The 22,825-nt window shown below is 70.9% G+C and carries 20 protein-coding genes; 12 read left to right on the top strand and 8 right to left on the bottom strand.

The annotated features are described in order from the left end of the window. Positions 1–51: 51 nt before the first annotated feature. Together I7X12_RS10910 and I7X12_RS10905 are read right to left on the bottom strand one after the other, a co-directional pair. Positions 52–2,346, bottom strand: a complete 2,295-nt coding sequence (locus tag I7X12_RS10910) for an NHL repeat-containing protein (RefSeq protein WP_198060113.1) — start codon at positions 2,344–2,346, stop codon at positions 52–54. Between the two features lie 87 nt (positions 2,347–2,433). Then, positions 2,434–6,519 (bottom strand): PAS domain S-box protein, encoded by a 4,086-nt coding sequence (locus I7X12_RS10905; protein ID WP_198060112.1) that lies wholly within the window; start codon positions 6,517–6,519, stop codon positions 2,434–2,436. Between the two features lie 224 nt (positions 6,520–6,743). On the opposite strand from I7X12_RS10905, the gene I7X12_RS10900 reads away from it, so the two are divergent. Continuing rightward, complete coding sequence (locus I7X12_RS10900) at positions 6,744–7,100, top strand: hypothetical protein (RefSeq protein ID WP_198060111.1); 357 nt, start codon at positions 6,744–6,746, stop codon at positions 7,098–7,100. Here I7X12_RS10900 and I7X12_RS10895 read toward each other — a convergent pair. Continuing rightward, the gene (locus tag I7X12_RS10895; protein ID WP_198060110.1) at positions 7,097–8,182 is read right to left on the bottom strand and encodes a DUF373 family protein; all 1,086 of its coding nucleotides are present in this window, start codon (positions 8,180–8,182) and stop codon (positions 7,097–7,099) included. The two genes, I7X12_RS10900 and I7X12_RS10895, sit on opposite strands and share 4 nt — an antisense overlap. A gap of 83 nt (positions 8,183–8,265) precedes the next feature. Then, a complete protein-coding gene (locus I7X12_RS10890) occupies positions 8,266–9,447 on the bottom strand; it encodes an MFS transporter (protein WP_198060109.1) in 1,182 nt (393 codons plus the stop codon). 224 nt (positions 9,448–9,671) lie between these two features. On the opposite strand from I7X12_RS10890, the gene I7X12_RS10885 reads away from it, so the two are divergent. From I7X12_RS10885 to I7X12_RS10865, 5 genes are all read left to right on the top strand, one after another. Next, positions 9,672–10,706, top strand: coding sequence for a radical SAM protein (locus tag I7X12_RS10885; protein ID WP_198060108.1), 1,035 nt, complete (start codon positions 9,672–9,674; stop codon positions 10,704–10,706). A gap of 75 nt (positions 10,707–10,781) precedes the next feature. Further along, positions 10,782–11,204, top strand: coding sequence for a DUF1648 domain-containing protein (locus tag I7X12_RS10880; RefSeq protein WP_198060107.1), 423 nt, complete (start codon positions 10,782–10,784; stop codon positions 11,202–11,204). 44 nt (positions 11,205–11,248) lie between these two features. Continuing rightward, the gene (locus I7X12_RS10875) at positions 11,249–12,277 is read left to right on the top strand and encodes a Gfo/Idh/MocA family protein (protein ID WP_198060106.1); all 1,029 of its coding nucleotides are present in this window, start codon (positions 11,249–11,251) and stop codon (positions 12,275–12,277) included. A 122-nt stretch (positions 12,278–12,399) separates the two neighbouring features. Further along, positions 12,400–13,200 carry a hypothetical protein gene (locus I7X12_RS10870; protein WP_198060105.1) on the top strand — a complete coding sequence of 267 codons (801 nt, stop codon included), beginning with the start codon at positions 12,400–12,402 and terminating at the stop codon, positions 13,198–13,200. Positions 13,201–13,280: 80 nt separating this feature from the next. Next, positions 13,281–14,426 (top strand): Gfo/Idh/MocA family protein, encoded by a 1,146-nt coding sequence (locus I7X12_RS10865; protein WP_198060104.1) that lies wholly within the window; start codon positions 13,281–13,283, stop codon positions 14,424–14,426. A gap of 649 nt (positions 14,427–15,075) precedes the next feature. Here the strand turns inward: I7X12_RS10865 and I7X12_RS10860 are convergent. Further along, positions 15,076–15,795, bottom strand: a complete 720-nt coding sequence (locus tag I7X12_RS10860) for a hypothetical protein (RefSeq protein ID WP_198060103.1) — start codon at positions 15,793–15,795, stop codon at positions 15,076–15,078. A gap of 102 nt (positions 15,796–15,897) precedes the next feature. Here I7X12_RS10860 and I7X12_RS10855 point away from each other — a divergent pair, with 102 nt between their 5' ends. Together I7X12_RS10855 and I7X12_RS10850 are read left to right on the top strand one after the other, a co-directional pair. Continuing rightward, on the top strand, positions 15,898–16,515 hold the full coding sequence (locus I7X12_RS10855) for an IMP cyclohydrolase (RefSeq protein ID WP_198060102.1): 618 nt from the start codon (positions 15,898–15,900) through the stop codon (positions 16,513–16,515). Between the two features lie 79 nt (positions 16,516–16,594). After that, positions 16,595–17,302 carry a metallophosphoesterase family protein gene (locus I7X12_RS10850; RefSeq protein WP_198060101.1) on the top strand — a complete coding sequence of 236 codons (708 nt, stop codon included), beginning with the start codon at positions 16,595–16,597 and terminating at the stop codon, positions 17,300–17,302. A 36-nt stretch (positions 17,303–17,338) separates the two neighbouring features. On the opposite strand, the gene I7X12_RS10845 is transcribed toward I7X12_RS10850, so the two are convergent. Both I7X12_RS10845 and I7X12_RS10840 read right to left on the bottom strand, forming a co-directional pair. After that, entirely contained in the window at positions 17,339–18,517 is a 1,179-nt protein-coding gene (locus I7X12_RS10845) for an aspartate kinase (RefSeq protein ID WP_198060100.1), read from the bottom strand. Positions 18,518–18,615: 98 nt separating this feature from the next. Next, a complete protein-coding gene (locus tag I7X12_RS10840; RefSeq protein ID WP_198060099.1) occupies positions 18,616–19,239 on the bottom strand; it encodes a dTMP kinase in 624 nt (207 codons plus the stop codon). Positions 19,240–19,364: 125 nt separating this feature from the next. Here I7X12_RS10840 and I7X12_RS10835 point away from each other — a divergent pair, with 125 nt between their 5' ends. From I7X12_RS10835 to I7X12_RS10820, 4 genes are all read left to right on the top strand, one after another. Further along, positions 19,365–19,565 (top strand): DUF7557 family protein, encoded by a 201-nt coding sequence (locus I7X12_RS10835; protein ID WP_198060098.1) that lies wholly within the window; start codon positions 19,365–19,367, stop codon positions 19,563–19,565. Next, the gene (locus I7X12_RS10830; protein WP_198060097.1) at positions 19,562–19,951 is read left to right on the top strand and encodes a PIN domain-containing protein; all 390 of its coding nucleotides are present in this window, start codon (positions 19,562–19,564) and stop codon (positions 19,949–19,951) included. The genes I7X12_RS10835 and I7X12_RS10830 overlap by 4 nt, the downstream gene beginning before the upstream one ends. 128 nt (positions 19,952–20,079) lie before the next feature. Then, entirely contained in the window at positions 20,080–20,373 is a 294-nt protein-coding gene (locus I7X12_RS10825; RefSeq protein WP_198060096.1) for a DUF433 domain-containing protein, read from the top strand. Between the two features lie 2 nt (positions 20,374–20,375). Next, positions 20,376–20,720 carry a DUF5615 family PIN-like protein gene (locus I7X12_RS10820; protein WP_198060095.1) on the top strand — a complete coding sequence of 115 codons (345 nt, stop codon included), beginning with the start codon at positions 20,376–20,378 and terminating at the stop codon, positions 20,718–20,720. Positions 20,721–20,730: 10 nt separating this feature from the next. Here I7X12_RS10820 and I7X12_RS10815 read toward each other — a convergent pair whose 3' ends face one another. Then, positions 20,731–22,488, bottom strand: a complete 1,758-nt coding sequence (locus I7X12_RS10815) for a glycoside hydrolase family 97 protein (RefSeq protein WP_198060094.1) — start codon at positions 22,486–22,488, stop codon at positions 20,731–20,733. Between the last annotated feature and the right edge of the window lie 337 nt (positions 22,489–22,825).

Genomic DNA, 22,825 nt, shown 5'->3' with positions numbered 1-22,825 from the left:
TTCCGCCGTCGCATCTCTCAGCGCTCGCTCCGACCAGTCGCGGCACTCGCTCTACGCCCCGCCCCACGTGTAGTGCTGTGCGACGTGCAGCGTCGAGTCCGGCACCACGACGTCGACGCCCGGCGCGTCCGAGGCGTCGCCGACCGACAGCAGGTAGGGCAGCCACAGCTCCCCGGCGGCGGCGTCGCCGCCGAACGCCCGGTGTTCGTCGACCGGACGCAGGCCGCCCTCGGCGTTCCCGTCCTCGGCGAACACCCGTATCGAGCGACTCACCAGGTCGAGGACGAAGAGATGGCCGTCGCGGGCGGCGACGGAGATGGGAAGCAGGAACTCGTGGCCGCCGTCGTAGCCCGGCGTCCCGACGGGGTGCCACTCGTCGCCGTCGAACCGCTGGAGGCGGTTGTTGTTCTCGTCGGCGACGTAGACGCCGCGCTCGCCGACGGCCACGTCAGAGGGGTTCCAGAAGCCGCCGTCGTAGTGGCCGAACCCGCCGCGGTCGCCCAGCGGATCGGCCCCGTCGAGGACCCGATCGTAGTCCCACACGCCGACCCGGCCGTTCGCCGAGTCGGCGACCCAGACCCGGGCCACCCCCTCGCCCTGCGGGTCGATCGCGATCCCCCGGGGGAGCTTCACCTCGCCGTCGCCCATCCCCCAGGCGCCGAAGGAGTCGACGAGGGTGAGCGAGACGCCCGTGCCCGCCCCGTCGTCGGTGCCCTCACCGCCCCCGCCGGCGGGCGCCTCGTCGACGGCGTAGACGTGGATCTGCCCCGACCGGTCGCTGTTCCGATAGTGGGCGGTGTAGTCGGTGACGAATAGCCGCCCCCCGCCACCGGTGCCGGCGGGCCAGTAGGCCAACCCGAACGGGAACCGCGTCGCGGGCAGCGCTACCGGGTCGACGCGGCCGCCCGCGCGAGCGCCGCCGCGGTCGCCGCCGCTGGCGACGCGACCGCCGTCGGTTGCGGCGGCGGGGTCGCTCTCGTCGGCAGCACCGTCGAACGCGATCCGCTGGAGGCGCCCGTTCGCGCCGTCGCCGACGAGCGCGCAGCGACCGAGCGGCGACTCGGGGTCGGCGACGACGACCGACCCGGTGGGGACCGAGAACTGCCCCGTCCGGTCGCGCGGGGCGCCGACGGCCCCGAGGCGCCGGGCGGACTCGGTGTGTACGTCGACGGCGTAGGCGCCGACCCGCCCCGCGAGCGCCTCGCTCGTCAGGACCGCGAGCGTCGGGTCGTCGGCGTCGGAATCGGGCACCGACACCCCTTCGAAGCCGGCGATGCCGACCGGACCGCGGAATCGGTCCTGGCCGCCGGCGTCCGTCGGGACGGACTCGTCACCTCGCCGAGCGCCGTCGCGTGGGATCCCGATCCCGTCTTCAAGGGCGGCGTTGGCGCGGATGTCCTCGCCGTCTTCGGGGACGGCGCCGTCGGGGACGCCGACGCTCGTGTAGGCGTGGATCCGTCCGGTCGCCGCGTCGGGAACGAAAATCTGCGCGTCGGCGCCTGCACCGACGACGGCCACGTCGCGGGGCATCGGCAGCTCCGCGAGGGTCTCGTCGGCGAGTCCCTCGAAGGGCGCCGCGGCGCCGGTCCGGTCGCAGCGGACGACCGTCGCGAGCTTCGGCGGCCCGGTGGGACCGTCCGCGAGCACCCCGTAGCCCGTGTTCGCCACGTAGATCCGGCCCTCGTCGTCGGTGTCGAGCCCCTGGGGCCAGTACAGCGGCGTCGGGTTGTCGTCGCCGACCGTGCGGATCGACCGGATCTGTTCGCCCGACTCGTCGAAGACCACCAGCCGACTCCGGAGGTCGCCGCCCTCCCGATAGAACTCGTCGGCCGCGATCACCCGGACACCGTCCCAGTACTCGTGGGCGACGACGCCGTTCGGGTGGAACCCACCGTCCGCCGCGAACGCCTCGGCGGCGGTCACACGAGGCGTCGCTCCGTCGTACTCGTATTCGAGCCGCTGGAGCCGGCCGTTGCCGGTGTCGGCGACGTACATCGCCCGGTCGGTCGGGTGGTGTGCGAGCCGCATCGGGAGGTCGAACCGACCCGGCGCAGTCCCGACCCCGCCGACGGTGGCGAGCAGTCGCTCCAGTTCGTCGTCGACGACGAGTAGCCGGTTGTGCCCCGAGTCGGCGATCCAGACGTTGTTCTCGCCGTCCTGGGCGGTTCCGACCGGCGACGCCAGTCGTGGGCCGAGGGCACCGAGCGACGCCGGTACCGACGACGCCTCGTCGGTCGCACGCCCGCCGCCGCTGGCCGCGTCGGAACCCGGTCGTGCGTGGGCCGTCGCCCTCGCTCCGTCCGTCGCCCCCGACCCGTAACAACCACGGAAGTCGAATCCGACCATACAGATCGATCAGTTGCCACGTTCATGGTCGTTGCTATCGCCCGGGCGGCGCCCGCCGGGGGCGAACGCGTGTCGCTGGACCGCGCGTCACTCCGTCGTGGATTCGCCCGCCGTCGCGTCGTCGGCGGCGGGCAGCGAGAGGGCGACGGCGGGCGACTCGGACGATTCGTCGAGGTGAGCGCGCCCGTCAGCGCGGTCGAGGACCCAGGCGAACAGCCAGGCGCCGGCGTCACGATGGTGGTCGAGGGCCGCCTCGGGCGGCGCGACGAACGGGGCGACGGTCTCGCGGTCGACCCGCGAGTCCGGGACCGAGACGCGGATCTCGACCCACCCGTCGCTCTCGCTCGCTCGGATCCGGACGACCGGAGCGTCGGCCTCGCTCGCTCGGGCGAGCGCACCCAACAGCGCCTCGAACGCCGTCACGAGCGACGGCGGGACGACGACCGAACACGCGTCCGGGAGGGACGCGGAGATGGCCACGGGTCGGCGGTGCTCGACGGCTGCTTCGGCGGCCGCGTCGACGACCGTCGAGAGCGACTGGACGCGCTGGGTGTCGTGGGGTTCGAGCGCCCGCTCGGCCGCGCGGGCCGTCGTAGCGGTCGCCGCGAGGTCGGCGCCCGCGCGCTGGATCGACCGCGCCAGCGCGATCGGGTCGGTCGCGTCCGCGGTGTCGTCGGCACCGTCGATACCGGTGGCCGCGGTGTCGTCACCGTCGGCGAGTGTGCGAGCGACGAGCTGGGCGTGGCCGGTCACGAGCGTGAGTTCGTTGCGGAGATTGTGTCGGAGGACCCGACCGAGCACCCGTTTGAGCCGGGCGAGTTCCGCGGCGCGGCGCTCGCGGGCGGTGACTTCCCGACAGGTGCAGACGGCCCCGTCGAAGGCGTCGGGGTCGGCGACGGTCAGCTCGTAGCGGTGGCGGTCGCCGTCGGCGCCGCGGACGCGGGCACAGAAGGTCCGGTCTGGGCCGGCGGGTCGCCACCACTCGTCGGTGCCGCCGTCCGGGTTCCGGTCGCCGTCGCCGGTTCGGCCGTCGTCGGCGGTGACCGCCGAGAAGACCGCCTCGACGCGGGTGCCCCGCAGCGACGACCGTGGGCGACCGAGCAGGCGTTCGAGCGCCTCGTTGACCAGCGCCAGCCGGCCGTCGGCGTCGACGACGAACATCGGGTCGCCGGCGCTCTCGACGAGCGTCCGGGCGCGTTCGAGTCGCGGATCTCCGGCGGCGCCGGTCACGTCGCGAGCGACGTTGACGACCCCGGCGTACTCGCCGGCCTCGCGTCGGACCGCGAAGTGGACCGCCAGCGTGACCCGCTCGCCGTCGGCCGTCTCGAAGGCCACGTCGAGGGCCTCGCTGTCCAGCTCCGGCGTCGCGAGCAGTCGCTGGACGGCCAGTTGCCCTTTCTCCAGCTCGCCCGGCGCCATGAACTCCGCCGAGTGGACCCCGACCATGTCCTCGTGGCCCAGCGCGTCGGCGAACGCCTCGTTGTGGTACACCACCTCGCCGTTGGCGTCGACGACCGAGATGCGGTCGCGGGCGTGGTCGACCAGCGCCGACAGCAGCGCACACCGCCGCTCGCGCGCGACCGCCGGCGTCAGGTCCCGGGCGTAGCGCACCTGGAGGTCCTCGTCGTCGACGGACAGCGATAGGTTCCACTCGCCGACACGGCGTCGACTCGCCCCGGCCGTCGCAGGCACGAGCGCCGCGCCCTCGCCGCCGGCCGGCGGGTCGACGGCGTCGGCGAATCCGGGGTGGTCGTCCGGCACGCGAGTCACGGTCGCCGGGTCGGTCGCGACCTGGAGGGCCGCACCGGCGGACCGCCGAGCGGGGTCGCCAGCGGACGGCTCCGGGGCCCCGGTGTCGGTGTCGCTTCCGGTCGCCCCCGCTTTGGCGTCCCGCTCTCGGGGCGCGTCGACGCCGACGAGCGCGAGGAGCTTCTCGACCAGGAAGGCGGCCGGGGCGGTCCCAGTGCCCTTCTCGACGAGGCTGTCGACGGCGGTGAGACGCGCCTCGTCGGCCGTGTGGGCGGCGCCGGCGTAGCAGACGATCGGGGCGTCGGCCGCCGCGGCCGCGTCGGCGAGCCGGTCCCAGCCGGGGTCGTCGAGGCGGTCGGTGACCAGGCAGTCGACGCGGCCGGTCGCGAGCGCGTCGACGGCGCCGTCGACGCCCTCGGCGCGCTCGACCGTGACGGTCGGCCTGACGGCGGCGGCGGCATCGCGGATCCGCGCCGTCGCCGAGCGATCGGGGTCGAGGTGACAGGCGTGGACGTCGGCGTCGTCTGGCCCCCCCACGGTCGCCCCCTGGCCGTCGGAGCCGTTCGGCGGACCGGTCGCGGCGTCGGCGCGGTCGAACCGGATCGCCGCGCGCGTGCCGTCGTCGGTCTCGAACGACAGGTCGCCGCCGGACTTCGTGACGACCCACTCGACGAGCCAGAGGCCGACGCCGCTGCCGTGTTCCAGCGGCGTCTCCGCGCCGCGTTCGAGCGCGGCCAGCTCCGCGTCGGGGATCCCCGGGCCGTCGTCGACGACCGAGAGGGTCACCGACCGCTCGGCGACCGTCGCCGTCACCGAGACGGTCGGCTCCTCGCCGGAGTGAGCGAGCGCGTCCTGTCGAGTCTGCGAAGCAGGGCTCGTCGAGCCGTGCTCGACGGCGTCATCGGCACCCGGCCGATCGCTCGTCGAGCTGTGCTCGACGGCGTTCTCGAGGAGGTTGCGCACCGCCAGATCGACGACCGGGACGGCCCGGACGTCGACCGACGGCACGTCCACGTCGACGGTCGCCGCCGAACCGTCGTCGACCGACGTGACCGCCCGATCGACGGCCGTCTCGAGGGCGACGGTCGTCGGTTCGGGGTCGGTGTCGACGATGCGGTCGACCGCCGCGGTCTTGGTGACAAGCGCCGCCATCGCCTCGGCGCGGTCGCGGATCGACCCCGCCAGCGCCGCGGGCTCGCCGTCGACGGCCTCGATCAGGCGGTCGGCCAGCTCGCCGATCTCGCGGACACCGTCGGCGATGTCCGTGCGGACGACGCCGGCGAGTAACCGACGGAGCCGTTCGAGCTCCGTCCGGCGGCGCTCGCGCTCGGTCACGTCTCGGAACGTGCCGACCGTTCCGACGACCGCCCCGTCGGCCCGCACCGGCCCGAACGTGGCCTCGAACCGGCGGTCTCGCCCGTCCGCGTCCGGGAGTCGCAGGTCGGTGTCGTGCCACCGGCGCCGGTCGCCCGCGCGAACGGTCTCCAGGGCGGCGGCGATCCGGTCGGCCGCTTCGGACGGGACCGGGTCGCTCACCGCCAGCCCCGCCAGGTCCGCGGGGTCGCGGCCGAGGAACTCGCCCATCGCCGCGTTGGCGAGGGCGATCCGGTCGTCGGCGTCGACGACCCACATCGGGTCGGCGGCGTTCTCGACGAGCGTCCGGTACTGTTCGGCGCGGTCGGCCCGCTCGGCCTCCCGTCCGGGACGGCGGACCGCGCCGAGGACGCCCCCGCCCGGCCGTCCGGTCAGCGCGACCGAGAGTCCGACCCGCGAGCCCCGCCACCTGAACTCGAACTCGCGAGTCAGCTCGGTCTCGGGGTCGAGGTCGGCGACCGCGGTCGCCCACGCGGGGCGTTCGCGCTCGGCGACGAACCGCTCGACTCGTCGGCCGACCAGCGTCGCCGGCTCGGCGCCGAGCCAGGAGGCGAACGACTCGGCACAGTGGACGACCCTGCCCGTGCCGTCGGTCGCGAACAGGCCGTCCCGTGCGCGCTCGGCGAGCGTCTCGAACAGGTCGAGCCGGTCGGCCGCCTCGCGGAGCCGCGTCACGTCCTCGAACACCTCTGCGCGGTCGGCGACCGAGTCGGCGGGACACGCCAGACCGACGTGGCGATACACGCGTCGGCCCGCATCGGTCTCGACCGCCACGACGGTCCCGTCGGTTGTCGTGCCCTCGGCGGCCGCCGCCGCGATCCGCTCGACCGGCCCGCCGTCGGTCGACGCGGCCGCGAGCCCGTCGTAGAAGTCCGCCTCACCGACCGCGACCGCCGGGTCGACCCCCAGAACGTCGTCGAGCGGGCCCGTCGCGTCGGCGACGCGGCCGTCCGCGAGCGCCACGGCGACACACCGACGCGCCACGACCGCGTCGACGGCGGCCTCACCCCCCGCTCCGCCGTCGGCTGGCCCCGACTCCCCGCCCGTCATCGTCGGTTTCCAGCCCCTCGAGCGACCGGCGGGGGCCACCGTCGCAGCCCACCACGGGCCCTCCGACCACCCCATAGTCCGATCGTTGACACGACTTCGGGTAGCGGGGCAGGCGCGATAAAAGTACCGTCGCCGGAGTCGAGACCGTCGCAGACGGCGGTCGCGGTCCGTCGTGTCCGGGACCGGTCGGAACGTTCACTCCGGTCCGGTCCCAACGGTGGGTCGTGACCGACACGCTCGACATCGAACTCGGACCGGCCGCCATCGGGACGCTCGTCGGCCTCGCGGGGCTGACCTTTCTGCTCGAACCGCTGGTCGGGCCCGTCCCGGTCGGTGGCCTGCGCGTGCGGCCGGTCGCGCTGTCGGCGGTCGTCCTCGCGGGCGCGCTGTTGCTCGGTGCGGTCGTCTTCTACCGGCGGGGTCGGCGACTGTTCGCGCTGGCCCACGGCGTCTTCGGGTTCGCCTGGACGGGGATCGTCGTCGGGACGGCGGTCGGAAGCGGGACCCTTCTGCTCGGCGGCGTCGTCGTCCTGATCGCCGGCTGTGGCTTTCTGGTAAGTCAGTCCCGAGAGCGGTCCTAGGTCGGCCTGGCGCGGCCGCCGAACCGCGACTCCGCGAGCGCGAACGCGAAGGTGCTGGCCAGGCCGAGCAGCGTCGCGCCGGTGAGGGTGAACGCGAGGTACGACAGGTCGCCGTAGGCGAGGACGAAGCTGGTGACGCCGTGGAGGATGAAGGCGATGGCGAGGACGTAGACGGGCGCGTTGAGGTGGCGCCACTCGAACTCGCCGTCGATGTAGCCGTCGACGACGCGGCCGAAGCTGCTGGTCACCCCGGCGGCGGCGAACCAGCGCAGCGACCCGTACACCATCGCCGCGATCACGTCGATGACCGTCAGCGCGTCGGCCGCTCCCGCCTGGAGGTTCTGGACCGTCTGGACGCCGGTGAACCCGCCGATCATCAACAGCAGCCCGGCGACGAAGTACGTCACCAGCGAGACGCGGCCGGCGTACAGCCCCTCGCGGATCCGGTCGACGAACGAGTCCAGCCGCTCGCCCAGTGCCAGCCCTCGCGACAGCAGGTAGAAACCGATCAGCGCCGACGTGACGCCGAAGACGGCACCGGGCATGTCCAGACGCTCGGCCAACAGCGACAGCGGGTAGATGAGCAACAGGATGCCCATGGGGATGAGGATCGTCCCGCGGGTCTCGGGGTCGTCGAGCACCTGCTTGATCGTGTAGTACATCGACTCCAGATCCTGGGCCTGGCGGACGACGACCCGCTGGACGCCGTCGATGGGCACCCGCGAGCGGATGACCGGCAGCACCGACTCGTCCTGGGCGCCGTCGGTGACGACCACCGCGCGCACGTCCTCGCCGGTGACGAGGCCGGCGAGCACCTCGTCGAGTTCCTCGCCGACGACGCGGTTGGCGGCCACGTCGCTGCCGTCGACGCCCGTGACCGCCGCGACTTCGACGGACTCGTCGGTGATCCGGTCGGCGACGTGCAGCCCCTCGAAGAGGACGTTCACGTCGCTGTCCTCGGGGTCGGCGGTCGCCAGCTCGACGGCCGCGGCCTCGACGGCGTCGCGGCCGACCACCGGCGTCTCGACGCCCGTCTTGCGACCGAGGTCGTCGTCGAGGTCCACGCACAGGACCAGCAGCATCGATCGGGCGTATGCAACGGGCCTGTATCAGTCTTCGGGGCTCTATCGCGGGGTCGTCTGGGGTGTCCCACCGGACGGTCCGCTCACGTCGGCGCGCCGCGCCGAGCCTGGTACACGCGCGTCACCCCGGCCACGACGAGCATCGCCGCCAGCAGGACGGGCAATATTCCGAGCGCCGTCCGCAGGCCGACCTGCTCGGCCAGCAGTCCGACCAGCGGCGGCACGAGCGCGATGCCGACGTACCCCGCGCTCGTGGTGAGTGCGTTGACCGGTCCGCTGTACTCCGGAGCGGCGTTCATGCCGAACGCCGACAGCGTCGGGAACGTCGCCGAGATCACCAGCCCGAGCGCGAAGACGGCGACGAACAGCCAGCGCCCGCTGGCGAGGTAAATCGTCGCCAGCAGGGCGGGCATCGTGAGCGTCAGCGTCACGAGCACGATATCGAGCGTGCGGCCGGTGCGGTCGGCGAGGTAGCTGTAGGCCAGCCGGCCGGGGACGTACGCCGCGAGGAAGACCGAGAGGACGAGGTTGGCCTCCGCGGCGGGCAGTTGCCGGCCGGCGAAGTAGGGGAGCCAGGTGAACAGGGTCCCCTCGATGCCGCCGTTGAACACGAGCACGCCGACCGTTCCGGCGACGGCGGGCTTGCGGAGGACTTCCCGGAGGTCGTCGAGAGTGAGTTCGCGCTCGGCCGCGACGGACTCGGGCAGGTCCAGCCGGGCGAGCAACACCACCGAAAGGGCGAAGCCGACGGCGACGACGCCGTAGGCGAACCGCCAGTTCCCGGCCGCCAGCGCCGCGGTGACGACAAGCGGCCCCGCGGCGGCGCCGGCCGCCCAGACGAGCGCGTAGCGGTTGAAAATGCGGGCGCGGCCGTCGGGGTAGAGGTGGCCCAACACTGCGCGGTCGAGCGCGCGGAACGGTCCCGTGGCGACTCCGCGGAGGAAGAGCGCCGCGAGGAAAACGAGGAAGACCGGCGCGATCCCCGTCAGAACGGCGCCGACGGCGACGACGGCGGCGCTGCCGAGCAGGGCGCGATAGATGTCGATGCGGCCGGCGACCAGTCCGACGACCAGCACCGAGGCGACGAAACCCAGCGTACCCGCGGTGGCGACGAGCCCGAGCAGCGCCTGGGAGACCTCGAAGCTGTCCTCGATGCTGGGCAGCAGGGCGCCTCTGAGCTGGAAGCCGACGGCGTCGGTCGTGACGAAGGCGAAGATCGCGACCGTCCACAGCAGGCGCTCGCGGCGGTCGGGCGAGTCAGCCACGTCGAGGTCCCGTCGCGGTCGACCGCTCGTCTTCGTCGTGCGACCCGGTCCGGTTCACTGCCAGTGTCCAGCGGGCGCGTCCCTAATAGACTCGCGCTCGCGGCCGGTGCTTCCGGTTCGCGCAGCCGCGAGCGGGACCACGTCGCCACCTCTGGACGCCATCGCTTGCCACCCCGCGGCCAGGAACGCACGACTTTTCCCGCTCGACGGGATAGGTAGGGGCAATGATATCCGAGGGCTGCGAACAGTGCGCCAAAGGCGGGAAGATGGTTCTGTTCGTCTACGGCTACTGCGACCAGCGCGACTGTTTCTACTGCCCCCTCGGCGAGAACCGCAAGAACGTGAATCAGGTCTACGCCAACGAACGGCCCGTCGAGTCCGACCAGGACGTACTGGAGGAGGCCGAGCGCATGGACGCGCTGGGCGCCTCGATCACCGGCGGCGAACCCCAGGAGGCGATGGGCCGCACGACACGCTATCTCTCCCTGCTGAAAGACGAGTACGGCGAGGACTTCCACACGCACCTCTACACCGGCATCACCGGCGGCCGCGAGAACATGCGCCGGCTCTCCGAGGCGGGTCTGGACGAGATCCGCTTCCACCCGCCGTACGAGCAGTGGGGCGACCTCCACGGCACCGAGTGGGAGGAGATCCTCTACGTCGCCCGCGAGGAAGGATTGACCCCCGCCTTCGAGATCCCGGGCATCCGCCCGGAACAGGAGTTCATCGACTTCCTCGACGAAGGCGCCGCCGACTTCTGCAATATCAACGAGTTCGAGATGTCCGACGGCAACTACCGCCGGATGCAGGAGGAAGGCTTCGAGTTGCGCGACGAGCACATGAGCGCCGTCGACAGCCCGCGCGAGGAGATCTTAGACCAGATGGGCGACCACGAGCGGGTGTACTTCTGCACGAGCGTCTTCAAGGACGCCGCCCAGCACCGCCGCCGGCTCAAGCGGATGGCCCGGACGCTCCGGCGGCCGTTCGACGAGATCACCGACGACGGCACCCTCGTGTACGGGAAGACGTGGGCCGACGCCGAGCGCATGGACGCGCTTGGCGTCCCCGAGGAGTACTACACGGTCAAGTCCGAACACGTCGAGGTCGCGTGGTGGCTGCTCGAAGAGATGGTCGAGGACGGCGACGTCGAGAGCGGCGAGATCGTCGAGCAGTACCCGACCTACGACGGAACGGTCGTGGAGCGGACGCCGCTGTCGGGCGGGAACGGTGGCGGCGGGCAGTCGGCGGCGGGCGATTGAGCGTCCGGCGCCCTCGGCGCCGATTTCCCGCAGCGAGCCAAATATATTCTTGATGCGCGAGCGAGAACGGCCGGTATGACCCTCCGACTCGACCGCTCCGACTGGCTGTCGCTTTCGCTGATCGCGGGGACGCTGCTTGCGGGGCTGGCACTGTGGGATCGGCTCCCGGCGGAACTGGCGATCCACTTCTCGGCGTCGGGCGAGCCGGACGGCTTCGCGTCGAAGCCGGTGGCGGTCGTCTCGCTGCCGGCGCTGATGGCCGCGACGCTGCTGTTCGTCGAGGGAGCGGGCCGCGTCGACCCGCCCGAAGACCCGTCGGTGCTCGGGTTCGTCACCGTCGCGACGATGGCGCTGCTGGCGGCGGTTCAGGGGTACATCTTCGCCGAGAACCTCGGCCACACCGTCCCGTTCGGGCTGTTCATGCTCGGAATCGGCGTCTGGATCGTCGTCGTGGTCGGCTACACGGTCGCCCGTGAGAAGCGAGCAGGGGCGGCCTGATCCGGGACCCGAGCGCCTACGTCGGTGGCGGCCCCACCCCGGGCATGGCCTGGCGATTCGTCGGTGCGAACTTCGACCAGATGCACCAGAACCGCAACCTCGAGTGGGTGCGCGACCACCCCGACGCCGAACTCGTCGGCGTCTGCGACGAGCGCCCCCGGACCTCCACGGGGTCGATCGAGCGGGCCGTCGAGGAACTGGAGATTCCGGACGAGGCGGTCTTCTCCGGTCTCGACGACTGTCTCGCAGCGACCGACCCCGACGTAGTGCTGGGCTGCCCGCGCAATGCGGAGCACGCGAGGTTCGTCGAGCGGGTCGTCGAGCACGGTATCGACGCGCTCGCGGTCGAGAAGCCGATGGCCCACACGCTCGCCGACTGCGACCGGATGCTCGACGCGGTCGAGGACGAACTGTTCGTGATCAACTGGCCGTCGACGTGGGACCCGGTGAAACACACGGTCAAGCGCCTCGTCGACGAGGGGACCGTCGGCGAGGTGCGGGAGGTGCAGTACTACGGCGGCAACGCCGGCGCACCGCCCGAGGGTTCGTGGTTCTACGACGCCGACGAGGGCGGATCGATGCTCGACTACCTGGGCTACGGTGCGACGTTCTCGACGTGGTTACGCGGGGGCGAGTTGCCCGCTCGGGTGACCGCCGAGCGGTTCGTCCCCGAGGACCTGTCGGTCGACGTGCAGAGTTCGACGGTCTGCCGATACGACGACGGACTCTCGACGCTGGGGACGAACTGGCGACTGCTCAGTCATCCCTGGGAGACCGAACCCCAGCCGCCGACGGGGTACGAAGTCGTCGGGACCGAGGGGGCGATCAGCACCCGTGAGCGCGGGACGCCGATCCGGGTGACGACCACAGAGCGGCCCGACGGGTACGCGGTCGAACCGGACGAACTCCCCGAGCGGGACGGCGACCTGGTCTCGTATCTGGTCCACTGTCTGGAGACCGACGCCGACCCCGAGGGACCGAGCGACCCCGCCTTCTGTCGCGAGGCCCATCGGATCGTCGAGACGGCACGCCGGAGCGCCGACGCCGGCGAGTCGCTCGCGCTCGTCGAGTGACCGCCGCAGCGACGCCACCGAGGATCGCCCGCCCCGGCGGCTGTCGCAGGTACTTTGTAGTACTGATATAAACTCGGGAGTGTGCCTGCAGTGTCTCGTGGTCCGGGCAGGGGGGCGCGTCGATGAGCGACCGGACGCTCGGCCGGCGGGTCGGGGAGCTGGTCGCCGCGCTGGCCGCTGCAGCCGCGGTGGCGGTGTTCGCGCGGCGAGTCGGGCCGGACCTGTCGGTGACCGTCCAGTCGGCGCTGTTCGCGCTGGCGGCGGCGCTCGCGCTGGTCGGCGCGGCGACGACGCGTTTCCGACAGGGGTTGATCTTCCTGTACGCCGCGCTGGTCGCCGGGGCCACCGGTTACGCGGCGTCGACGCACAGTTTCGGGGGTGCGGGGACGTTCGCGTTCGTCGTGCTCGCGCTGGTCGCGCTGCTCGGCGCGGTCTACGTCGTCGAAGAACGCCGTTACGGGCTCCGTCGCGGCGAGGCCGTCGCCGTCGTCGTCGTGGTCGCCGTGGCGGGCGGGGCGCTCGTCGCCGCCGACCTCGGGACGAGCCCGCTGTCCTACGAGACGACAGTCCACGCCTCGGCGGAGCTGCCCGAAACCACCGAGGGCGACGGACCGACGCCGGTCGTCGTCGGCTCGGCGACGGTCGACAACGACTTCCGCTACCGGGAGCAGATCTCGTTCCCGCCCGCGCGAGCCTGCGTCTTCGACGGGACGAACCGGACGGACACGCCGGTCCTCTACGGGACCGACGGGTCGTACTTCCCGTCGAGCGTCGGCGGGAACGGCCGGCTGCGAGCCAACGTGACGATCCTGGCGCCACAGGCGGTCGTCGAGTCGCTGAGCGCGCCGGTCCCCGTCGAGCGCGCCGACGACTGTCCCGCAGAGAGCGAGCGCGAGCGGATCGTGGTCGTCGTCGCGGAGTAGCCGGACCGCGACGGCTGGAGAGTCGGGGCGACCCTCTCCGGGAAGCACGCGTTCTTTTCCGTCGGCTCCGATCGACACCTATGACAGTCGATATCGGTATCGTCGGCGCGGGCAACCGTGGAGTGGCCCACGCCGACTCCTACGGCGAGGTCGACGGCGCGAACGTGGTCGCCGTCGCGGACATCGACGAGGAGGCGGCGGCCGAACTGGCCGCCGACCACGGAGCCGCCGTCTACGGCGACTTTCGGGACATGCTCGACGACGCGGGCGTCGACGCCGTGAGCGTCTGCGTCCACAACAACCTCCACCGCCCCGTCGCCGAGGCCGCCGCCGACGCGGGGGCGCATATCTTCACCGAGAAGCCCATGGCCGCCACCTACACCGACGCGAAGGCCATGGCCGAGGCCGCCGACGCCGCTGGCGTCCACATCGGCGTCCAGAACTACGACCTGTTCGACGACGAGACGCGCGCGGCCAGCCGCCTCGTCGACGGGGGCGAACTCGGCGAGCCCTACTACGCCCGCGGCGTCTTCTCCCGGCGGCGCGGCCGTCCGTACATCGACGGCTACGGCACCCCCGGCTTCGTCTCGAAGGACTCGGCCGGCGGCGGCCCGGTCATCGACATCGGTACCTACGTCCTCGGGCAACTGCTGTACCTGCTCGGCAACGCCGACGTGGAGCGGGTGGGCGGCGCGACCTTCGAGAAGACAGAGGACGCCTACGCGGCGGAGCAGGTGGGGGAGAACCGCGACACCTACACCGGCCGCCTCGACGAGTCGGGCTACGACGTGGAAGATTCCGGCGTCGGGATGGCACACCTCGCCGACGGCTCCGTCCTCGAACTCCGGGCGGCCTGGCACATGTACCTCCCCGACCGCCCCAGCGTCGTCGCCGGCTCCCAGGGAGGCCTGCAGCTGGACCCCTTCGAGTTCTACACCACGACCGGCGACTACGAGGCCACCGTCTCGCTCGATCTCGACGAGTACGAGCGCCGCCAGGGCCTCATCGCCGGCGACGGCTACGAGACCGAAGACACCGGCGACCAGTTCGCCCACTGGATCGATACCATCGAGGGCGACGTGGACGGCGAGCCCATCCCCACCGGCGACCTCGCGCTCAACTCCATGCGGATCATGGAGGGGATCTACCTCTCGCAGGAGGCCGGTCGCGAGCTCACCGCCGAGGAGATCGCCGAACGGTCGGAATCGACCGCCGTGGAACTGTAGCTGGCTGATTTTCCGTACTGGCGCGTGCTGTCGTCTCGGAATCGCAAGCGATTCCGATGGGCCGTCAGAGATTGCTCTGACGCTGGCGCGCTCTCGTGCGCGCGACGAAATCGCGCGAGGGATGAGCATCGCAGCTTGCGAGAAGCGCAATCGGCTGGGGAGGTATGTGGCCGTTTGCGGTGCTGTGCGGGGCAGTCGCGGTGCTGTCCTGGTGGACTGAAAGGGCGAGGCGCGCGTGGCGGCGTAGCCGCCACGGACTGTGGCGGTCGGCGGAGCCGACCGCCCGCTCGCGCTTGCGTGGTCGGTTGAGCGGGCACTATCCGCGCGGGCGGTGCGGAGAGCGCGGATATCCCGCTCAGCGACCGCGAGCGGGCCGAGGGCTTTCAACGCGTGCGGTCTCCATCGAGTGCGGTCGAGTCGACTGCTAGCGAGCGGGTCGAGGGCTTTCATCGCGTGCTGTCGCCGTCGAGTGCGGTCGAGTCGACTGCTAGCGAGCGGGCCGAGGGCTTTCAACGCGTGCGGTCTCCATCGAGTGCGGTCGAGTCGACTGCTAGCGAGCGGGTCGAGGGCGTTCAACGCGTGCTGTCTGCTGTGGTCGTGGTTACTCAGAACGAGCGGGCGGAAAACGAGACAAAACAGACACCTCGAACTACAACTCGACGGTGTCCAGACTCTCGGAGATCTCGGAGACGTGCTCGTTGAAGGCGTCGACGAACCCCGGAAAGTCGTCGGCGTGGGCGCGCAGGTCCTTCGGGGCGGGCGGCTGGTACTGCGAGAGGAGATACACGCCGCCTTCGCCGCCGACGCGGAGGTAGCTGGCACGATTTTCCTCCCACTTGAGTTCCCAGCGGGAACTCCCGACACGGGCGGCGAACGTCCCGTAGTCGTTGCCCTCGACGCGGTCGAGCTGCTCGGCCATCAGGTCGCAGGTCTCGCGCATCCGCGAGAGGATGCGCTCGCGCGCTTCCACCACGGAGTCGACGGACTCGATTGCGGGCAACTCCGTGGCGGTGTCGTCGAGGACGCCGTCGAGCGAGCGGACGTAGTCGTTGAAGGCGTCGACGAAGGCGTCGTAGTCGGCCATCGCTCGCGCGAGGTCTTCGGGGTCGGGGGGTTGCTTGGTGGAGACGACGTAGACGTCGTCGCCGCGGCCGTCGAAGCGGAGGTAGTCGACGTCGCCGCCCTCGTACTTGAGCGTCCAGGTGGCGCGGTCGGTGTCGAACTCGCGGCTGCCGTAGTCGCCGCCCTGGAGTCGGGCGAGTTCGCGCGCGATCCGGCCGGCGTGGTCGGTGACTTCGGCGACAAGTTCGTCCCGGCGGTCGGCGGCCGCGTCGGCGCCGACCACGTCCGCGTCGAGCCCTGCTGTCATCGGCGGATCCACGCGGGCGAGGGGCATAACCCCCGCGTTTCAGCGTCGACCGGCGCGGTGCGAACCGACACCTACTTTCGCGGGAGGGGCACAGACACGGACATGTACGTCGGACGTTTCGTCGTCGTCGCGCCGGAGGTGGGCGCCTACCGCGTCTCCTCCCGCTCGTTCCCGAACCGGAAAGCGACCGGCCGCGAGCCGGGTACCGTCACCGTCGGTCCCACGCCCGACGCCCCCGAGACGGACAATCCCTACGTCGAGTACAACTGTCTGCGCCTCACGGACAACGGCACCGTGATCGGCAACGGCTCGCACGTCGACCCCATCGCCGAGAAGCTCGAACTGGGCTACCCCGCCCGGGACGCGCTGGCCGAGCCGTTGCTCGCGCTGGACTTCGAGAAGGACGACTACGACACCCCGCGCGTCGCGGGGATCGTGGGCGTCGACGCCGCGGACCCGAGCACGAACGCCGACGGTCCTGGCGCCGTCATCGGGACCGTCCGCCGCGACGCGCTGCTGGTCGAGGAGGCCACCGAGCCGACGCTGGTCGCGACCTACGAGCGCGACAGCCCCGAACCGGTCGAGTTCGACGCGACGGGCGCCGCCGCGGCCGCCAGCGAGGCCTACAGGATGGATCTCGAACACGAAGTCTGTGCGGTCGGCGTCTCCGGGTCCAGCGACGACGGGTTCGAGACGGCCATCTACAACGGCGACGAGTAGTTGCGGTCGCCGCGGAAAAGACCGATTTCTGACCGGACCCTGCCATACTACTAAGAGCGAGGGCCGCCCAAGCCAGGCCATGAAGGTGGGCGTGATCTCGGACATCCACGGGAATCTCGTGGCGCTGGAGACGGTCCTGGAAGACATGCCGGACGTCGACCTGCTGGTCTGTGCGGGCGACGTGGTCGGGTACAACCCCTGGCACAGCGAGTGCGCGGCGGCGATCCGAGGCGAGGGCGACCACGGGCTGAGCGACGAGGCGGCCGCGATGCTCCCCGACGGGCAGGTGCCGACGGTGATGGGCAACCACGACCGGGCGGTGGCGTTCGACCAGGCCTACGGGTTCAACGACATGGCCGCAGCCGCGGTCGACCACGCCCGCGAGACTTGCAGCGACGAGCAACTGGCGTGGCTGGGCGAGCTTCCCGAGCAGCGGGTGGTCTGTGACCGCCGGCTGCGCATCGTCCACGGCCACCCCCACGACCCCGACCGGTACACCTACCCCGAGGAGTACGACCCGGACATGCTCGGCGACGAGGACGTGCTCGTGACCGGCCACACCCACGTCCAGGGCCACGAGTTCTTCGACGAGGGGCTGATCCTCAACCCCGGTGCGGTCGGTCAGCCCCGCGACGGCGACCCCCGGGCGGCGTACTCGCTGGTCGACTTCGACAGCAAGGAGATCGAGGCCCGTCGCGTCGAGTACGACGTGGACCGGGTGGTCGACGCCGTCCGGGAGGCCGATCTGCCTCTGCGGATCGGGACGCGGCTGCGCTCGGGGCAGTAGAACGACCGGAAGGCGGAGACCTGTCCGTCGCGTGGGTTAAAACTCGTTCTGGACGAGCCTGAGCGTCTGCTCGCGGTCCTCCCAGGGGACGAACACCGAGACGGAGGTGGCGGAGGTGATCACGTCGTAGAGGTGGATATGGGCCTCCGAGACGGGGTCGATGGCGCGTTTGACGATGCCGGGCTGGTTGGGCAGGTCGCTGCCGGTGACGCGGACGACGGCGATGTCGTCCTCGACGGTGACGCTGGAGAGGGCCTCGCCGTCGACGACCTCGTCGTGCAGCAGCGCCTCGGCGTCCTCGGCGTCCTCGGCGTCGACGTAGAAGGTGATCGAGTCCATCCCCGAGGAGTTGGCGTCGATGTTGATCCCCTCGTCGCCCAGGGCGGCGGCCAGGTCGGCGAGGATACCCGGACTGTTGCGGATCGCGCGACCGGCGACGGTGACGCAGGCCAAGCGTTCTTCCTGGAGGTCGATGAGGTTCTGGAACTCCCCCTCGATCGACGTGCCGCCGGTCAGCAGATCGTCGTGCTGGTAGTGGACGACCCGGACGCCGAGGTCGGCGCCCTTGTACGACAGCGCGGAGGGGGCGACGACCTCGGCGCCACGGAACGACAGCGAGCGCAGTTCGTCGACGGTGATCTCGCCGACGTTACGCGCGCCCTCGACGACGCGGGGGTCGCCGGTCATGACGCCTTCCACGTCGGTGACGATGACGACCTCGTCGGCGTCCATGTACTTGCCGAGCATGACCGCGGAGGTGTCCGACCCGCCCCGACCGAGCGTCGTGACGTTGCCCTGGTGGTCCTGGGCGAGAAAGCCGGTGATGACGGGGACGACGTCGCCGAGCTGGCCGCCGAGCGCGCCGGCGCGCTTTTTCGTCTCGTCGACGTCGACCTCGCCGTACTCGTCGGTGATGATCGGCCACCCCTCGCTGCCGGGCTCGAAGAAGTCCGCCTCGATGCCGCGAGCGGCCAGCGCCCCCTTGAGCATCCGGACGGAAGTCCGCTCGCCCATCGAGACGATCTCGGCGCGGTCGGCGTCCTCGGCCTCGTAGTTGATGTCGTCGAGCAGGTCGTCGGTCGTCGACCCCATCGCGCTGGCGACGACCGCCACCTCGTGGCCGTTCTCGATCGCCTGGGCGATCGAATCGGCCGCGCGCGTGACGCGCGCCCCGTTGCCCAGGCTCGTTCCCCCGAACTTCACTACGACTCGCATCGGATCACCCGCTTCGTGTGTGCGTGGCGCATAGCTGGTGGAGCGGTGTTATCTCTCTCCCCGAATAACTGTGTCCATTGCGCGGCGGTCGGCGTCCACTATCGTTCGATTTCCGCGGCAATTTCTGCGACGGCGGTGGACACGTCGCCGGAATTCTCGTAGACGACGGCGTCCTCGCGGTCGGCCAGCAGGTCGCGGTAGCGCCGTTCGCGCTCGCCGCGACGGTCGGGGACTGCCCCGTCGTCGAGCAGGTTCGGCCGGTGGGTCGCGAGTCGCTCCCGGCGCGTCTCGTCGTCCAGCGTCAGCAGGACGGTCAGGTCCGGTTCCACGGGCATCGCCGCCCGGAACTCCGCGAGCGTCGCGTCCATCGACACCCCCTCGCGCGCTTCGACGGTCGGCGTGTTGTAGACGGCGACGCTGTCGAGGAATCGCTCGGTGAGGACGACGTCGCCGGCGTCGAGCGCCGGCCGGATCACGGTCTCGGCCTGGTAGCTGGCGCTCGCGAGCGCCCCGGCGGTCAGCGAGAGCGCGCGCTCGCGGAACTGATCGGCGTCGCCGCTGACGATCTCGTCGACGACGAAATCGCCGACCGACCCGTCGGCGAACTCCGGGACGACCGTGACCGACTCGCCGCGGTCGCGCAACTCGGCGGCGAGTGCGTCCAGTCGCGTGGACTTGCCCGTTCCCGCAGTCCCCTCCAGCACGACGAACGTGCCCGTCATCGGCTGTGGGTGAGAGCGGGTGGGGTATGAGTGTCGGGGTCGCGGGAATCGCAGGCGACTGTCGATCGGCTCGGCCACCTCACGGCAGCGAAGGTTTTTGACCGAAGAATTCCCAATGAATTCACGTGAGCCGGACATCGATACCGGTCGACGAGGAGACCAAAGAGCGGCTGGACGACCTGAAGCGGGACGACGAGACGTGGGACGAGTTTCTCCAGCGGATCACGAGCGACCGCGAACCGATGACCTTCGGCGCCTGGGACGACGACGAGGCAGACGAGGCGATGAAACACCTCCGCGACGGACGCGAGCGCCCCGAGCGATGACGTTTCTCGACACGTCCACCATCATCCAGTACCTCAGCGGCGACGAGCGCGTTCGCGCGCACATCGAGGGCCGTGAACCGTGGCTCACGTCGACGATCTGTGTCTTCGAGGTGATCAACGGTCGTCTCGGGAGCGGAGAGACGGATATCGTGGCGGTCCGCCAGGATTTCGCCGGCGTGCAAGCGCTCGATCTGAACGAATCGGTCGCCATCGAGGCGGCTCGACTGCAAGACGAACTGATCGACGACGGGGAGCGACTCGCGACTGCGGACTTGCTCATCGCTGCGACCGCCCGATCGACCGGCGACGAACTCGTCGTCGCGGACGGCGACTTCGAGACGGAAGCGCTCGAAGACGCGATGCAGGTGACGAATCTCCGGACGTAACGGACCCAGCTGGACCGGAACAGCCGATCCGACCGCCGACCAGCACCCGAACAGGAGAGTCTCGTGCAGAAGGGTACCATTCGCTGCCAACGAAGGTTTAAATCCGAAACTGCACAACCGTCGCGTAGATGGCGACCGAACAGGTGAGCGGGATCGTTCCGGGCGCGGACTCCGATATCCACGACGAGCCCCACGTCGAGGGGTCGCGGCTGACCGTCCGTTTCCTCCGCGAACAGGTCGAGACTCGCGGTCGCTCTCCAGCGTCGGTCGCGGACCGATACGGCCTCTCGCTCGCGGACGTGTACGCGGCGCTCACCTACTACCACCGCAACCCCGACGAAATGAAGCGCGTCGAGGACCGACGAGAGAAGCGGATCGCCGAGGCCGAGGACCGGACGACACTCAGGCCACCCGACGAGTAGCCGTGGGGTATCGACTACTGCTCGACGAGAACGTCGAGAACGAGGCGACCGACCGCCTCACCGCGGCAGGACACGACGTGGAGCACGTCGACCGAGTTTCGGGATTGGGTAAGGGAACGTCGGACGCAGACCTCGCCCGCTACTCCGCCGAGACCGACCGAACGATCGTCACGTACGACGACGATTTCGTCGCTCGGTTCTCGCCGGATGAGTACCGCGCCGTGCTGTTCTTCGAGGACGAATCCATCTCTGTCACCGAACTGGTCGCGATCGTCGACGCGATGGCCGAGGTCTATCCCCACGAGGAGGTCAAGGGGATACAGAAGACCGGCCGCGAGTGGCTGTGAACGACGAACGCTACCGCCCGAATCGCGCCGCGAACCCGCCGTTCTCCGGCACGACCACGTCCAGAGCCTCCTCGCCGGTGACCGTCCACGCCTCGGATTCGAGCGTCCCGTCGGCTTCGTCTCGAACGACGTGAGCCGTCCACTCCTTGCCGGGGTCGGCGTCGCCGCTCGTCAGGAACGAGCAGTCGACGGTGACGATGCGCTGCGGTCCCGCCGTAATCGACCCGAGGAACCACTCGTCGCCGTCCCTGCGCGCCACGGTCGCCTCGACGCCGGGATACCCACCGACGAGGCGCGTCTCGTCCCACGCCGCGGGCACCCGCTCCAGAAACCCCTCCGCTTCGGGTCGAGCGGCGTACTCGTCGATCGAGTCGGCGAAGTGCTGGAGCGGCGACTCGAAGACCACGGAGAGAGCGAGTTCGTGTCCGGGCGTGGTCCCTGCGGCGTCGGCGGAGAACGTGACGGGCGTGTAGTCCATCGGGCCGACGACGTTGCGGGTAAAGGGCAGGGTGCAGTTGTGCTCGGGCGTGGCGGTGGACCACTTGTAGTACTCGGCGCCCATGACCCCCTCGTAGGTCATCACGTGGGGGTACCGGCGCTGGAGGCCCGTCGGCACCACGGAACCGTGGAAGTTGACGAGGAGTTCGTGCTCGGCGGCGTCCTCCGCGAGGTCGTCGTAGAACTGCATCCGCCCCTGGTCGTCGGCGTCCATGAAGTCGACCTTGATTCCCGCGGCGCCCCAGTCGGCCCAGGTGGGCAGCCGTTCGGCGCGTTTGGTCTCGGTGTTGACGTCCGTCCAGTGAGTCCAAAGCAGCACGTCGACGCCCCGCTCGTCGGCGTAGTCGATGAGGTCCGGCATCTCCTCGCGGCGGCGGGGCCACCCGGCGTCGACGAGGACGTACTCCCAGTCGCGGGCGGCGGCGTAGTCGATATACTCGCGCTGGCGGTCGAAGTCGTCGGGGCTGTCGGATTCGGACCACCACGACCACGCGACGCGGCCGGGCTCGACCCACTCGTCGCCGACCTCGACGGCGTCGTCCGTGCCGGCCTCGTCGACGAGGTCGGTCACTAGCGTCGACTCGACGATGTCGGCCAGGCTCCCCGTCATCGCGACGCGCCAGGGCGTCTCCAGCGGGAAGTGAGCGTTCATGTGGGTCACTGGGAGGGCGTAGGTCATCCCCGATTCCTCGGCGCGGAGACGGGCAGCGGCGTAATCGCCGTCGACACCCGCTTCGGCCAGCAGCAGCCACTCGTCGTCGATCCGGAACAGGCCGGGCGTGCAGTACTCCCCGTCGGTCTCGCGGATGGGCTGCTGGCGGGCGCTGGCCTCGTGGGCGGCGTCGAAGGGGATCAGCCACGAGACGGTGTCGTGGGGGAGCGACAGCGTCGTCTCGTCGCCGGTGTAGATCTCCACCGCCGTCCCGGTGACGCGGTAGCGGACGGCGACGCCCTCGGCGGCGGCGCGCAGGTCGACCTCGACGACGCCGTCGGCGTCGGGGTGATCGTAGGTGACCGTGCGCTCGACCGCTCGATGGCTCCGCTCGCGGGCTTTCCCCTTCGGGAGTTCGTAGCTCTCGGCGACCTCGGTGGCGTCGCCGACCGAGATCTCGGCCGCGGTCCAGTCGACGCCGTGCAGTTGCCGGGCGAGTTTTCCGACGGGGAGTTCGGAGGGCGTCACGAGCGTCGTGCCGTCGCGCTCGACGGCGAGTTCGGCGGTCTCCGGGTCGAAGACGGCGGCGTTCGCGTCGGCGGGGCCGGTGAGTCGCATGTGCGTTGGGGTACCGGCACTCGCAAAAAGCTGCGGGTGGCGGAACGGGTCGCCCGGTTCCTCGGCGGACGAGTGCCGGGCTCGGTCGCGTTCGACGCGGCTGAGCGAGTAGGCGGTTGCGGTGCGGTGGCGCGCGCTGTCGCGCGCTCTCGTGCGCGCGACCAATACCGTGCGAGGGATGAGAAGCGCAGCTTGCGAGCATCGCAAGAGGCTGGGGAGGTTCGAGGCCGTCTGCGGTGCTGTGCGGGACGGTGTGGTCACGGTGCCGTGCTGTCCTGGTGGACTGAACGGGCGAGACGCGCTCGCGTCCAGTTTAGTCGCCTGAGCGACCCCTATC

This window comes from Halosimplex litoreum (genome assembly GCF_016065055.1).
Classification (GTDB): domain Archaea; phylum Halobacteriota; class Halobacteria; order Halobacteriales; family Haloarculaceae; genus Halosimplex; species Halosimplex litoreum.
Note: the sequence above shows the minus strand (reverse complement) of the source record. Positions and strands in the feature narration are given on the sequence as shown.

Excerpts from the sequence above, each read along its gene's own strand:
- I7X12_RS10880 (WP_198060107.1), top strand. The coding sequence starts at position 10,782 with ATGACCCTCCGACTCGACCGCTCCGACTGGCTGTCGCTTTCGCTGATC.
- I7X12_RS10815 (WP_198060094.1), bottom strand. The coding sequence starts at position 22,488 with ATGCGACTCACCGGCCCCGCCGACGCGAACGCCGCCGTCTTCGACCCG.
- I7X12_RS10845 (WP_198060100.1), bottom strand. The coding sequence starts at position 18,517 with ATGCGAGTCGTAGTGAAGTTCGGGGGAACGAGCCTGGGCAACGGGGCG.
- I7X12_RS10855 (WP_198060102.1), top strand. The coding sequence starts at position 15,898 with ATGTACGTCGGACGTTTCGTCGTCGTCGCGCCGGAGGTGGGCGCCTAC.
- I7X12_RS10860 (WP_198060103.1), bottom strand. The coding sequence starts at position 15,795 with ATGACAGCAGGGCTCGACGCGGACGTGGTCGGCGCCGACGCGGCCGCC.
- I7X12_RS10865 (WP_198060104.1), top strand. The coding sequence starts at position 13,281 with ATGACAGTCGATATCGGTATCGTCGGCGCGGGCAACCGTGGAGTGGCC.
- I7X12_RS10840 (WP_198060099.1), bottom strand. The coding sequence starts at position 19,239 with ATGACGGGCACGTTCGTCGTGCTGGAGGGGACTGCGGGAACGGGCAAG.
- I7X12_RS10870 (WP_198060105.1), top strand. The coding sequence starts at position 12,400 with ATGAGCGACCGGACGCTCGGCCGGCGGGTCGGGGAGCTGGTCGCCGCG.
- I7X12_RS10885 (WP_198060108.1), top strand. The coding sequence starts at position 9,672 with ATGATATCCGAGGGCTGCGAACAGTGCGCCAAAGGCGGGAAGATGGTT.
- I7X12_RS10830 (WP_198060097.1), top strand. The coding sequence starts at position 19,562 with ATGACGTTTCTCGACACGTCCACCATCATCCAGTACCTCAGCGGCGAC.
- I7X12_RS10905 (WP_198060112.1), bottom strand. The coding sequence starts at position 6,519 with ATGACGGGCGGGGAGTCGGGGCCAGCCGACGGCGGAGCGGGGGGTGAG.
- I7X12_RS10825 (WP_198060096.1), top strand. The coding sequence starts at position 20,080 with ATGGCGACCGAACAGGTGAGCGGGATCGTTCCGGGCGCGGACTCCGAT.
- I7X12_RS10850 (WP_198060101.1), top strand. The coding sequence starts at position 16,595 with ATGAAGGTGGGCGTGATCTCGGACATCCACGGGAATCTCGTGGCGCTG.
- I7X12_RS10875 (WP_198060106.1), top strand. The coding sequence starts at position 11,249 with ATGGCCTGGCGATTCGTCGGTGCGAACTTCGACCAGATGCACCAGAAC.
- I7X12_RS10895 (WP_198060110.1), bottom strand. The coding sequence starts at position 8,182 with ATGCTGCTGGTCCTGTGCGTGGACCTCGACGACGACCTCGGTCGCAAG.
- I7X12_RS10910 (WP_198060113.1), bottom strand. The coding sequence starts at position 2,346 with ATGGTCGGATTCGACTTCCGTGGTTGTTACGGGTCGGGGGCGACGGAC.